Origin of the sequence: Mesorhizobium sp. M1342 (assembly GCF_040317955.1) — a bacterium.
Classification (GTDB): Bacteria; Pseudomonadota; Alphaproteobacteria; order Rhizobiales; family Rhizobiaceae; genus Mesorhizobium.
In genome coordinates, this window is record NZ_JAMYLI010000010.1 from 1 (window position 1) to 13,622 (window position 13,622).

Sequence of the window (13,622 nt, forward strand, 5' to 3'; positions counted from 1 at the left end):
AGGCGACCGACGCCAACGGCAACACGATCACCAACACCATCACCATCGACGTCACCGACGACATTCCGACGGCACATGCCGACACCAACAGCGTTGTCGAGGGCGGCATCGTGAGCGGCAACGTGCTGACGGACGGCACGGACGACGTGTTCGGCGCCGACGGCGCGGCGGCGGGCGGCGGGGTTGTCGGCGTGGCCGCCGGGAGCAACACCGCGGTTCCTGTGAGCGGCGGGCTTGGCGCCGGCATTCCCGGCACTTACGGCACGCTGACACTGAACGCCAACGGCAGCTACAGCTATGACGGCCTGCCCAACGTGGTCCCGCCGGCCGGCGCGACGGAGACCTTCGTCTACACCATCATGGACGGCGACGGCGACCTGTCGACGACGACCTTGACCATCAACCTGTCGGATAGCGGCCTTGCCGCCTCCAATGACGACCTGACGGTCAACGAGGCGGCGCTGCCGATCGGCAGCAACCCGTCGAGCACCGCCGAGACCATCGCCGGAACGGTCGTCGACAATGTGTCGGGCGGCACCGGCCCCTACACCTACGCCCTGGTGGGCAGCGGCACCGGCACGCACGGCACGCTGACCTTCAACGCCAACGGCACCTACAGCTACACGCTGACCACGCCGGTCGACGGCGCCGATGCCAACAACGGCACCAACACCGTCAACAATGTCGAGACCTTCACCTACCAGGCGACCGACGCCAACGGCAACACGATCACCAACACCATCACCATCGACGTCACCGACGACATTCCGACGGCACATGCCGACACTGGCAATGTAAACGAAGGCGCTCTGCTGACCGTGACGGCGGCGGCGGGCGTGCTGGTCAATGACGTTGCCGGCGCCGACGGTGCAACCATCGACGGCGTGCGGGCAGCGGGCGGCAATACGACGACGGCGGTGACGACCGGTGTTAACACCGACATTGCCGGCCTGCACGGCACCTTGCACCTCAACGCCGACGGCTCCTATACCTACCAGTCGACGACCCACAGCATCAGCGCCAACACCACGGACGTGTTCGTCTACACCATCAAGGACGGCGACGGCGACCTGTCGACGACGACGCTGACCATCAACCTGGCGGACATCAATGACGCACCCGTTGTCGCGAACACCCAGAACTGGATGTCGAGCGACCCGGCGCAGCAGACCTTGAGCACGCCTAGCTATCCGAATGGGTATCCGTTGCTGGTTTCCATTCCGACGGATGCGGACGGGGATAACCTCATTGTCACCGCCACGGGAACGATCCCCACCGGCACATTCTATTTCAACGGCGTGACCTATGTCGCCCTAACAGCCGGCACGGTGCTCTACAATCCGTCCGGCGGTATCGATTTGCTGGACGACCTGGTTTATCGGCCAACAGCATCGCAAACTGACACGGTCAACAACAACCTGTCGCTGGATGTATATGACGGTCATACTCACATAGCGCAGACGGTCGGCATCCACGAAGTGCCGCCGACTAGCCTGCCGAGCGACACGTCGCAGATTGGCAATGGCAACAGTCCGCTTACGTCGGGCAACGATCAGATCACAACGCTCTCCCTGTCGCAAGCGACGGTCAGCGCAATCCTGGCTGATCCACACAACTCGACGGTAGTGGTCTATACCGACTTCCAGGAGTCGCCTTTCATCACGCCTATTCCCTTGGGCGAACGGAATCCGGGTGTCTACGGAGACAGCAGCGCGGGCTCGCATCGTGAGCAGGAAGTGCAAGTCGAAATCAGAATTGGCTCGGATCGCTTCGCGATCGTCGAAGATGACACCAGCCCTGGGACTTTCGAGCAGAGCTGGTTCTACGATCCGACCACAGGTTTGATGAAGGCGACCGTCGACTACGACCACATTTACCTTCTGGACGGCAGCGGCAATGCCACCTCCACAACGCTTGCCAGCTACCTGATCACGCATCCGCCGTCAGTCGGCGACAACTGGACCCTGTCTTATTTCGACAATGATGGCGGCAATTTCCAGGCGCGCAAAGTGAGCTTCTCTTTCTTCTCGCATGATCCAGGCGACCCCGGGATCACGGTGAATGGCGATGCCACACTGGCCGACCAGATCTATGGAACGTCCGGCATCGACCATCTTAACGGCAATGGCGGCAATGACATCATCATTGGGCGAGGTGGCAACGACTTCCTTGACGGTGGTGCTGGCAACGACACGCTCGATGGAGGTGCTGGCAACGACCTGCTCATCGGTGGCGCGGGCCAAGACACGCTTACCGGAGGCACTGGCGCCGACACGTTCAAGCTCGATCATCTCGACATCAAGGATCTCATCACTGACTTCAATGGCGGCGAGGGCGACAAGATCGACCTGACCGGGCTGTTCGACACAGCACCCGGAGGGGCTAATATCGGTGACTTCGTGAACTACGATGCGGGGACGGGCACGCTCAGCGTAGATGCGAATGGGACAACCGGCGGAGCCAATTTCATTGACGTGGCAACGCTGACGAACCTGCCCGCTGCCAACACCATCACGCTGCTCTACGACGATGGCGTAACCCAGCATACGACGACTGCAAACGTGGTTTAACGCCATGGCGCACGGCCACGCGACTATGTTATACATCGCTAATATCTAGGGGAGCTCAACATGAAACGTTCTGCAAGACTGCTGGTTTCCGCTGCGACGCTGTTGCTGGCAGTCGGGTCGACGGGGTATGCCGCCGACATCATCGATGGCCCGACCGGCGATTATTGCCGTGTCGTGGGGACGTCCAACCTGGTGCTGAACGACAACATCGTCGATCTGAAGCAGCAAGTGGTGAAGCTGATGGACGAGTCGGTCGCCGCCGCCAACAGTTCGGAGTGGATCAACTCGTCGCGTCCCGTCTTCGTCTGGGCATCGGAAGCCAAGGTCGCCTGCGGCATGGCTTACGGCTACCTCAAGACGAACTACAAGGACGAAGACACCCTCAACAAATGCGAGTGTTTTCACGATCGCATGGTCGAGTACATGCACTGACCGGCTAGGCGAACCACGCCTGTTGGCCATCATGACAGCCGACGGATCCTTCCTGAAGGCGGTCGCGGGCGCGATCGTGTTGCTTGGCTTTGTCCAAACGGTCACGCCGGCCAGTGCCAACTGGCTGGAACGACCATCCGTGAAACAACAGCTTTCGTCCGGCCTGAAGCAGGCAGTGCGCTGTGATCCGGCCACGGAGTGGACCCGGCAGACATTCAAGGCATTTGCCAGCTGCCAGGCATCGATCCATGGCCTGGAGCCGCTGCTGGCGCATGCGGTGATGGAGATCGAAAGCGGCTTCGATCCCGGCGTGCAAGGCGCCGACGGCGAAGTCGGCCTGATGCAGGTGATGCCGGCGACGGCCAGGATGCTCGGCTTTCGAGGTTCTCTGGACGATCTGAGCGCGCCGGCGACCAACATCGCGCTGGGAGTCAGATATCTTGCACAGGCCAACAGGCTGGCCGGGGGCGATCTGTGCACCACCGTCATGAAGTATCGCGCCGGGCACAATGAAAGCCGGTTCTCGGCCCTTTCGGTCCGCTACTGCCAGCGTGCGCGGGCAATCCTGGCAAGGGAGGGGATTGAAGTGACCGGGCCGTTGCCGGTGGCGACGTTCGGCTTTTCCGCCTTTTCAGGCGGTGAGGGTGGAGCCGCTGCCCAATTCTGGCCGGGGAAGGGGGCAAAGGGCGTTTGCGTGCGCCGCCTGTTCGTGCCCGGGCCGCGATACATGAAATGCGCCGACTATCGAAGTGCCGGGCAAGCAAGGCAGATCAGGACGCTCAGAGGCAGGCTTTTCGGCGGCTAAAAGAACTACAGACGGCACTGCAAGTCCGCCGTAACATGCGTTGGAGACCAGACCGGGAACAATATCCGGCGGCACATAGGGGTGGAGCATTCATGGAAGCTGGCCGACAGGTCCACTGTCCGCGGACATGGGCAATCGCCTTGGCGCTCGCCGCGATCTTATCGGGCTGCCAGTCGAAAGGCGGCGTGTCCGAAGTGCTCGATCCGGCGGCGATTGCCGCGCCTGCCGGGCAGAATGGCGCCGCCGGTGCCGGCCCCGTCCAGGCGACCCAGTCGCTGGGCACCGGTTCGACCAAAGTCACGATGCTGCTGCCGTTGTCCGGCTCCGGAACAGCGGGCGAAAACGGCAGGAAAATGCTGGATGCGGCCAAGCTGGCGATGACGGATATTGGCAATGGATTGCTTACGCTGACGGTAGAAGACACCAAAGGCGACAGCGCACTGGCCAGCAAAATGGCGATAACGGCCATAACGACGGGCTCGAAGGTCGTGATCGGCCCGACCGAACTGACGGCAGCCCAGCATATTGCCACGCTGTCTGGATCGAAGCGGCCACCGGTCCTGGCGCTCGCCGATAATTTCGCCGGTGGCGCCGGGGTTTATGCCGTGCTCCTTGGCGAAGCGGACAGCGCCGCCGCGGGCGCCGCGGGACTAGCCGCGAAAGGCAGCAAGAAGTTCGTACTGCTTGTCGCGGATGGCCCAAACGCCGGCGCCATGGAGAAGCGGGTCGCAAACAGCCTCAGCATCTACGGCGCGGCGCTCGCGGTCACTCTCCGATATTCCGCCGGCGACGGCGCCGCGAAGGCGGTCGACGAAATGGGCTCACTCGTGGACGCCCCCGACGCCGTCATTGTCGCCAGCGGCAATGGCAGTCCGTCGCCTGTCCTTGCCGCCCTCAAATCGAAGGGCATTCCGGGAAAGACCATCTCCGTCGTCGGAACGAACCGTTGGCTGGAGCACCCCATGGATCCGCTCTTCGAGGGGGCGTTTATCGCCACGCTCGATCCAAGTGAAACCGGGCCGATCGCCGACCGATTCAGGACGGCATACAACTATCCCGCTGACGTCAATGTGGCCTATGCCTATGACATGGTTGCCCTGACGGCAGGGATTGCCAGCGCGATCGGGCCTGATGGCTTCAGCAAAAAGGTTCTCGAGAATCCAAACGGCTTTCGCGGGTCGACCGGCCTGTTCCGGTTTCGGGCCGACGGATCCAGCGAACGCTCGATGCCGTTCTATCGGATTGAAAAAGGTGCGCTCAAGCTGGTTGCAAAATCGACGTCGGGTTTCTGACCGGCGAGAAGCCTTGAGAAGCTGTTCGCGCTGATGGGCAGGCTGGGCCGCAGCGGTCAGGCGATCGGGCTCGGCAGCCTGCTGCTTCTGGCCGGGATACTGCTGATCATTCAAGGTGGGGCGTTGCTTTCGGTCGATCGGCCTGTCCGTGCCCCGTCGCGGGATGTTGACGATACGCAGCCTATCCGGCCGGTTGCCCCGGTAGCCGGCGCACAACGCCTGGAGCCGGCGCGCAAGGTTGCTCAAGACCTGATCGCTCCGCCACGGCTTGATCCCGCTGAGATCGAACGGACCGAGCCCCGTCCGCCACTCAGCGAGCTCGGTCTCGCCGTGCCCCCGAAAACGCCAATGCCTGGGGATTGGCGGGAGGTCTTGCTCTACCGCCCGGTTGCCACATCGTCGGCGATGTTCGAATCCATGGGCCGCAAGGTGGTCATCAGCGGAGTGCGAGGCATCGATCTCGACAGCTCCTGCTCGTTTCATGACGTCACCTGGCCTTGCGGCCTGCGCGCACGCGCCGTTTTCAATTCCTGGCTGAGGGGACGCGGGCTGCACTGTTTCGTACCTCCGGACGTCGAGCGTTTTGCCGTCGCCGCACCGTGCAGGCTGGGCAAGCAGGATGTTGGCGCCTGGCTTGTCTCCAACGGCTGGGCCACGGCGCTGCCGAGCGGCATCTACGGCAAGGCGGAGGCGACAGCCAGAAAGGCTGAGATGGGCATATTCGGCCCGGCACAATAGCCTGCCATTCAACCCTGATGTTTTGTTTGTTAACCGCCACGGGCGCAGCTTAGATCTTTGTTTTTCTGCATGTCCTTTTCCCAAAGCCGAGGTCATGCATTGGGAGCAAGCCGATTTCGTCCGCAGCCTTGATGGGGTCATCGCGCAATCGATTAAATTGCAAGGTTCCTTGAAACTGAAATTGCAACACACCGGCCCTATACCAGCCCATCCACAGGAGATCGGCCAGTGACAAAGACTATGGCGAGCACCACCGACCAGGCATGGAAAGGCGTCGCTTTGTTGACCTTTCTGGGAACCACTGCAATCCTGGGCGTTTCCGTCGGCCTCAATTATCTGCTCCTGTTCTCCGAGGCGCTGACGCCATTTGGGCGCAGCATGATCACGGCAATCCTGTTGCCTGTTGTCCTTGGTGTTCCGCTTTTTCTGTTCGTTGGATTGAAACAGATCGAGCTTCGTCGCTATCGCCGGGAACTCGACAAGTCGGCAACCTTCGACACCACGACCGGCTGCCTGAACGGAGCGGTCTTCACGTCAATGGTCGAAAAAAGAACGGCAAGGCCGTCGGTGCCGGGGCCTAAATCGGGCGCCTTCCTGGTTATCCATTCGGAGCATCTGCGGTCCATCAACCTGCGCTTTGGTCTTGAATGGGGCGATCAAGCCTTGCGGCTCATAGCCTCGACCATACAATCGTCGGTGCGCGCGGAAGACCTGGTTGGACGCATGGGGACGTCGATGTTCGGGGTTTTCCTCGCCGGCGCGACCGAAGCAGAAGCCAGGGAAATCGGCCAGCGTATCGAGGCGCGCATCGCGCAAGTCTATTTCGCGCCAAAGGGGACCGAGGATGCCCTGACCGTCAAGGTCGGCGGCGTGGTGTTCGAAAACCAGGTGGAGTTCGCGGACATGTTCCGGTCCGCCGAGCAGCGCATGGCCGGCGTCCAGGACGGAGCCGCGTTTGAACTGACGCATCTCCATAGCTGACATTCGCCGGGAACCAGAGCCATTCGGAACCCAGGGGAATTGTCGGACGCGGCCGCGGTTACGCTGACGACGGGGTAGCCCGTGAAGACGCCGCCCAGGTTTCGGCTACGGCGACGATCGCGGCATTGATCGGTCCGCTCGGGATCGCCGGCATCACCGAGGCGTCGACGACAAAGGCATTGTCGAAGCCGTTCAGCCGCAAGTCAGGATCGACGACGGCCTCAGTGTCACGACCCATCCGGCACGTGCCGGCCGGATGGTGATGGGTGGAAGCAGCCCTGGCAATGAAAGCATCGAGTTCGGCATCGGACTGAACCGGGGCGCCTGGCAGGATCTCCATATCGCGCCATTCGTCCAGAGCCGCATGATGGCCGACCATGCGCGCCCGCTTCAACGCCATCCTGAATGTCGCGCGGTCGTGTTCGGTTTCGAGATAATGTGGGTCGATGACCGGCGCATCGTTGCGGCCCGGCCCGCTTGGTGTGATGCGCCCTCGGCTTGTCGGATGGGTGACGCCGCACAGGATGGTAAAGGCGGAGCCATAGGGCGGGGTCTTCAGGCCCTCGGCCGCGGACGGGGCGACGACGCAGGCGAGCACGATATCGGGACTTCCCGTAGAGCGGGTCGGATCGTCGCTGTGCAGATACATCAGCGATTCGGAGTGCTGCAGGCGGGAGGGCGGCACCGGCTTTTTCGTGCTGTAGACATTTCCGAGAGCCAGCAGATGATCCTGCAGGTTGCGGCCCACATCGCCCCGATCGGCTAGGCAGCGTATATCAGCCTGCTTCAGCGTATCGGGACAGCCAATGCCCGACCGCATGAGGATGAGCGGCGTGGATACGGCGCCGGCGCAAAGAACGATCCGGTCGGCGGAGAGTGTTCCGGTCTCACCCCCGCACACCACGCTCACGCCCGTGATCTTGTGGCCGTCCAGCACCAGATGCTCGACCTCGTGGCCGGCGAGCAAGGTCAGGTTCGGCCGCGCCATGACCCGCGGCGGCAGATAGGCGTCGGCGACGCTCAGGCGCTTGCCGTCACGTATATTGAGTGAATTGGGACTGGTGCCGACCAGTTCGCCGCCGTTGTGGTCGCTCAGGGCGGGAGCGCCCAGGGATCGCCCGGCGGCGATGTAGGCACGCACGACCGGACTGACCTCGGCGTCCGGCAGATAGACGTCCAGCGGGCCGCTCTTGCCGCGTGTCGGCGCATCGAAGGCGGTGAAGGCTTCGCTGCGGATGAAGCCCGGCAACAACCCCCGATAGGACCAGCGCTCGCCACCGGCTTGTGCCCAAGGTTCGAAATCATCGGGATGGCCGCGCACATAGGCCATTGCATGCAGGCAGCTCGAGCCGCCGACTATCCTGCCGCGCGGCCATTCATGGACGCGGTCGGCAGTGAAGGGCTGGGGCACGGTCTGGTAGCTCCAGTCATAGGCGCGGCCCTGGAGCATCGTCCATTTCAGCGGATCGGCGATGTCGGGATCGGCCGGCATCGCCCCGGCCTCGATGAGGCCGACCTGGCACGACCGGTCTTCACTGAGCCGGCTGGCAACAACCGAGCCTGCGGATCCCGCGCCGGTCACCAGCACGTCGAAATGACGTTTCAATTTGAAATTCCCCGCACAGGCTCGATGTCAGAGGTGATACGATCACGCGGCAAAGGCGCCGGCGTTCGACCGTTCCATGATCTGTCTCTGCACGGACAAAAGGTGCGCGCGCATTGCGGTCTCTGCCGCTTCGGGATCGCGCTGCGAGATCGCTTCGGCGATCAGGCGATGCTCGCCGTCGCGGTGGGCGATCCGCTTGGGGCAGGTGGGTGCCGCGGTGCGCGCAACCTTCACCCGCGCATCGACACCGACCTGGCGCAGCATCTTGTAGAATTCCGCGGCAAGGTGGTTGCGGGCCGCGGCGACGATCGCGAGATGGAAAGCGAAGTCGACCTCACCCGACGGGGCGTTCTCAGGCGTGGTTGCCGCGTCGAGGATCCGCGCCGTCTCGAAAGAGGAGGCGCGCAGCGACGCCAGTCGGGCAAGGCCCGGCTCCATGATCAGGCGCAATTCCAGGACCTCGATCGGATTGGTTACCCTGACCAGTTCCTCGCCATATCTCGGAAGGGCAGTCGGCGCCCGCCTGGCGCGCGCCGGCTTGAGGTCGCCCGAAAGGCGCAGCACTTCAAGCGCCTTGCGAAGCTGATGGCGCTTGACGCTCAGATGTTCCGCAAGATCGCGCTCGGACGGAAGCTTGCCGCCGCCCTGCTGCAACTGGCGGACCGCGGCGATGATGTCGTCGAGATCCGATGGTCCGACCTGCGGCTCGAATGCGCTCAAAACCAAATCTCCTGTCCGATCGGCAGACCGCCGACTCAACGTCCCGACATCATATTGTGACACGAAAACCTGTTCGACGGCACTCAACCAATTCAACCAATCTACAACTGCACGCAATGGTTGACAACACCAGTTGCGCAATGGTTGACTGCCCATGTCGACGGTTGCCATCGCGGCGGACCGTCTTTCTCCCGAGGATCACGCATGCCGGCTGACGAAACCTTTGACTACGTCATTGTCGGTGCGGGATCGGCCGGCTGCGTGCTGGCGAACCGGCTGAGCGAAGACCCTGCCGTGTCGGTGCTTCTGCTGGAGGCGGGGGATTGGGACCGCGATCCGATGATCCACATCCCGCTCGGCTGGGGCAAGATCCTGACCGAACGCCGCCACGACTGGATGTATTTCTGCGAGCCCGAGGCCAATGTCGGCGGGCGCAAGGTCGAATGCGCGCGCGGCAAGGTCATCGGCGGCTCTTCCTCCACCAACGCCATGGCTTATGTGCGCGGCAATCGCGGCGACTACGATCGCTGGGCGGCAAGCGGCCTGACGGACTGGTCGTTCGACAAGGTGCTGCCCTACTTCAAGAAGCAGGAGCGCTGGGAGGCGGGCGAAAGCCGGTATCGCGGCGGCAGCGGACCGCTGAACACCCAGTTCTGCCGCTACAAGGACGAACTGATCGATGCCTTCGCCACGGCCAGCCGTGATGCCGGATATCCGCAGACCGACGACTATAACGGCGCCATACAGGAAGGCTTCGGCCGGCTGCAGATGACAATTGCCAACGGCCGGCGCTGCTCGACCGCGACCGCCTATCTGCGGCCCGCCATGCGCCGCCGCAATGTCAAGGTGCTGACCGGCGCGATGGCGACGAAGATCCTGCTGAAGAATGGGCGCGCAACCGGCGTTGCCTATACCAGAGGCGGAGCGAGCCATGAAGTTCTGGCGCGGCGCGAAGTTCTGCTTGCCGGCGGCGTCATCAACACGCCGCAGCTGATGATGCTGTCAGGCATAGGCGACAGCGGCGAGCTCGCGGCGCATGGCATCGAGACCAAGGTTGATCGTGCGCAGGTCGGCAAGAATTTGCAGGACCATGTTTCGGTCATCCTGATGTATCGGCGCAAACAGCCGGGACCGTTTCTCAAGATGATGCGGGCCGATCGTATCGGGCTGGATTTCGTCAAGACCTATCTCACCGGAAAGGGCTTTTCGGGAGATGTGCCTGGCGGCGTCGTGGCATTCCTGAAAAGCGACGCAAGCCGGCCGTTGCCGGACGTGCAATTGCTGTTCACCGCCGCACCGCTTGGGGCATGGCCTTACATGTCGCCATTCAAGGCACCGTTCGCCGACGGCTTTGCGACCCGTATCGTCGCCGTGCAGCCGGAGAGCCGTGGCAGCGTCAAGCTGGCGTCGAGCGATCCGGTCGCCGCTCCGCTGATCCATCAGAACTTCCTGTCCTCGCAGCGCGACTGGCAGTCGCTTCGCGCCGGCTTTCGTGTTGCGCGCAACCTTGCCAGCCAGCCGTCCATGGCCCCGTTCGTTGGCGCGGAATTCTTCCCCGGCCCGAAATGTGAGAGCGACGAAGAGATCGACGAGCATATCCGCAAGACGTCGATCACCGTGCATCATCCGGCCGGCACGTGCCGTATGGGTGTCGATGCGGGGTCGGTGGTCGATCCGGAATTGCGGGTGCGCGGCGTTGCCGGACTTCGTGTCGTGGACGCCTCGGTGATGCCGGATCTCGTCTGCGGCAACATCAATGCGGCGGTCATCATGATCGCTGAAAAGGCCGCGGATCTGATCCGCAGCCGCGCTCAACAGAGCGTGGCGGCCTGATAAGACGGCCGGAATACAACCAAAGTCTTTTGGTTGACACTGAAAAACTGCGTTGGTTGGACGGTCATGTGCATCCGCATGGCCGTGACGAAGTGGTTTCACGCCCTGATTGCGAGCTGTATTTCGTGCATTTCTAGGCTATTTCTGCCTATTTCTGGGCATTTGCCTCTCAAAAATGCACCCCAACCAAAAACTTATAAAATTCGCAATTTGGGTATTGTCGAGCAAAACCAATGCGAATACGGTTGAGTTGGTTAGAAGTATTTTCTTCGCGATGAGAGGTGTCCGATATGTCCCTGGCGCAACCAGCTAACGATGTGCTCACCAACAAGAAGGCAGCACTCAAGGGCCTCTATGACGCCCTCTACGCTAAGAACATGTTTCCGTTCTGGGCGACGTCGGAAGGCGTCGACCATGACGAGATCAAGCAGCTGATGGCGACGTCGAAGGCCGTTCCCTTCGTGTGGTCCTATTCGGACATCGAGCCGCTGCTGCAGCGCGCCGCCGAACTGGTGACCATGGACGACAGCGAGCGCCGTTCGCTGATCCTGGTCAATCCCGGCCTTGCGCCCAAGCGTGCCTCGGTCAGCACCATGTACACTGCCTATCGCCTGAACGATCCCGACGAGATCATGCCGCCGCACAAGCACTCGCCGAGCGCCATCCGCTTCGGCCTGACCGGCAAGGGCAACTTCACCGGCGTCGAGGGCGAAGACGTGGTCTTCGGCCCGGGCGACATGGTGCTGACGCCCAACGACGCCTGGCACAATCATGGCACCGTCGGCGGTGAGCAGGCGGTCAACCTGTCGGTGCTCGACCTGCCGCTGGTCGAAACGCTGCATGCCGTCCATTTCGACCACAAATACACCGAGATGGTCGATGGCAAGGAAGTCGAGAAGAAGGTGCAGACCGCCCGCTATCCGAGCGACTACTCACAGCGCATCTATGGCGAGGGCGGCCTGATGCCGCGTTTCGTCGATCACAAGCGCGGCGGCGGCCTGTCGTCGCCGATGTATGTCTACCGCTGGGAGAAGATGGAAGCGGTCCTCGATGCCCACAAGGATTGGGACGGCGACCCTCATGAAGGCATCGTCATCGACTATGTCGATCCGACGACCGGCGGACCCGTCTTCCACACCATCAATTTCTACGTGCAGATGCTGCGCCCCGGCGAGAAGACCTTGCCGCAGCGCGAGACCGCCAGCCTGCTCTTGGCGCCGTTCCGTGGCAACGGCCATTCGATCATCGACGGCAAGCGTTACGACTGGAACCAATTCGACACCATCGCCATACCCGGGGGTTCCTGGGTCGAGCATGTCAACGGCTCGTCGAGCGAGCCGGTGATCTTCTTCGGCGCCACCGATGCGCCGACGCAGAAGGCGCTGCTCCTCTACAAGCGCTGGGGCCGCAACCAGGCCGGCGATCTGCTCCGTCTCGTCTAGTTCCCATCCTACTGCCCCGCCGCCATTGGCGGCGGGGACATTGAAATGACGTTTCAGCAGCAAGGGCGTATGCATTTGGTTTCGGCGTTCAACACCAAGCAGATCGGCCATGTCGACTGCCCAGGCGGCGGCCAGGTCTGGGTCGACGGCAACATCCTCTATATCGGCCACATGCGGCCGCCGAGCGGTACGACGCTGGTCGACATTTCCGACCCGCGCAATCCGCGCAAGATAGCCACGATCGATGTTCCGCCCGGCTGGCACTCGCACAAGGTGCGCGCCAAGGACGGGCTGATGATCATCAACCACGAGCGCTTTGGCGATGCCGGCCCGGCCGATTTCGGCGGCGGGTTGGCACTCTACGACACAACCAAGCCGGCACAGCCCAAGCTCATCTCGAAATGGATAACCGGCGGCAAGGGCGTCCACCGCTACGACTTCGACGGCCGTTACGTCTACATCTCGCCGACCGCCGACGGTTATGTCGGCAACATCGTGATGATCCTCGACCTGATCGATCCCACAAAGCCGGTCGAGGTCGGACGCTGGTGGATACCCGGCCAGTGGACCGGTGGCGGCGAGGAATACCCCTGGCACGACTATGTCACGCCGCGTTGCCACCATCCTTTGCGCATGGGCGACCGGCTGTATGTCAGCTACTGGCATCACGGCCTGTTCATCCTCGACATTTCGGACATCACCAAGCCGAAGCTGGTCTCGCACGTCAATTCGAGCCCGAGCTTTCCGCATCCCACCCACACCTGCCTGCCGATTCCACAGCCGCTCAAGGGCCGCAACATCATGGTGGTGGCGGACGAGGACGTCGCCAAGCTTCGGCCATCACCGCCGGCCTTCACGTGGATCTACGACATCACCGACGAGACCAACCCGTTGCCGATCTCGACCTTCCAGGTGCCGGGCCTCGACCCGGATGGTTCACCGCAGCCGCAGATGACCGGCTGCCATCAGCCTTCCGAACGGTTCAAGGGCACGATCATTCCGTTTGCATGGTTCGCGCAGGGGCTGCGCCTCGTCGACATCGCCGACCCGTTCGCGCCAAAGGAGGTCGGCCATTTCGTGCCCGACGCGCCCGAGGGGGCGGAGCGTTCCTCGTCCAACGACGTGACCATCGACGACCGCGGCATCGTCTACCTGATCGATCGCATCCGTGGCGTCGACATCATCGAAACCAGTGTTCTCTAG

General features: G+C 62.4%; 11 protein-coding genes. 9 read left to right on the forward strand and 2 right to left on the reverse strand.

Translation table 11 applies throughout. The annotated features are described in order from the left end of the window. The 6 genes from NKH06_RS11935 to NKH06_RS11960 all read left to right on the forward strand — a co-directional run. Positions 1 to 2,570, forward strand: a 2,570-nt coding sequence (locus NKH06_RS11935; protein ID WP_352440311.1) for a cadherin-like domain-containing protein, incomplete at its 5' end; no start/stop codon positions are given. A gap of 60 nt (positions 2,571 to 2,630) precedes the next feature. Continuing rightward, on the forward strand, positions 2,631 to 3,002 hold the full coding sequence (locus NKH06_RS11940; protein WP_023809946.1) for a hypothetical protein: 372 nt from the start codon (positions 2,631 to 2,633) through the stop codon (positions 3,000 to 3,002). Between the two features lie 31 nt (positions 3,003 to 3,033). After that, positions 3,034 to 3,807 carry a lytic transglycosylase domain-containing protein gene (locus NKH06_RS11945; protein WP_128305813.1) on the forward strand — a complete coding sequence of 258 codons (774 nt, stop codon included), beginning with the start codon at positions 3,034 to 3,036 and terminating at the stop codon, positions 3,805 to 3,807. Positions 3,808 to 3,899: 92 nt separating this feature from the next. Then, a complete protein-coding gene (locus NKH06_RS11950; protein ID WP_502897074.1) occupies positions 3,900 to 5,099 on the forward strand; it encodes a type 1 periplasmic-binding domain-containing protein in 1,200 nt (399 codons plus the stop codon). Between the two features lie 33 nt (positions 5,100 to 5,132). Continuing rightward, positions 5,133 to 5,837, forward strand: coding sequence for a thermonuclease family protein (locus NKH06_RS11955; RefSeq protein WP_352440313.1), 705 nt, complete (start codon positions 5,133 to 5,135; stop codon positions 5,835 to 5,837). A gap of 228 nt (positions 5,838 to 6,065) precedes the next feature. Next, entirely contained in the window at positions 6,066 to 6,818 is a 753-nt protein-coding gene (locus NKH06_RS11960; RefSeq protein ID WP_128305808.1) for a GGDEF domain-containing protein, read from the forward strand. Positions 6,819 to 6,876: 58 nt separating this feature from the next. On the opposite strand, the gene NKH06_RS11965 is transcribed toward NKH06_RS11960, so the two are convergent. Further along, positions 6,877 to 8,424 carry a GMC family oxidoreductase gene (locus tag NKH06_RS11965; protein ID WP_352440314.1) on the reverse strand — a complete coding sequence of 516 codons (1,548 nt, stop codon included), beginning with the start codon at positions 8,422 to 8,424 and terminating at the stop codon, positions 6,877 to 6,879. 42 nt (positions 8,425 to 8,466) lie between these two features. Further along, positions 8,467 to 9,144, reverse strand: coding sequence for a FadR/GntR family transcriptional regulator (locus NKH06_RS11970; RefSeq protein WP_023809939.1), 678 nt, complete (start codon positions 9,142 to 9,144; stop codon positions 8,467 to 8,469). 204 nt (positions 9,145 to 9,348) lie between these two features. Between NKH06_RS11970 and NKH06_RS11975 the strand changes: the two genes are divergently transcribed. The 3 genes from NKH06_RS11975 to NKH06_RS11985 all read left to right on the forward strand — a co-directional run bounded on the left by NKH06_RS11975 (position 9,349) and on the right by NKH06_RS11985 (position 13,622). Continuing rightward, a complete protein-coding gene (locus tag NKH06_RS11975; protein WP_352440315.1) occupies positions 9,349 to 10,977 on the forward strand; it encodes a GMC family oxidoreductase in 1,629 nt (542 codons plus the stop codon). A 290-nt stretch (positions 10,978 to 11,267) separates the two neighbouring features. Continuing rightward, positions 11,268 to 12,419: a cupin domain-containing protein gene (locus NKH06_RS11980; protein WP_024505127.1), complete on the forward strand. Its 1,152-nt coding sequence runs from the start codon at positions 11,268 to 11,270 to the stop codon at positions 12,417 to 12,419. Between the two features lie 45 nt (positions 12,420 to 12,464). Continuing rightward, complete coding sequence (locus NKH06_RS11985) at positions 12,465 to 13,622, forward strand: LVIVD repeat-containing protein (protein ID WP_050592656.1); 1,158 nt, start codon at positions 12,465 to 12,467, stop codon at positions 13,620 to 13,622.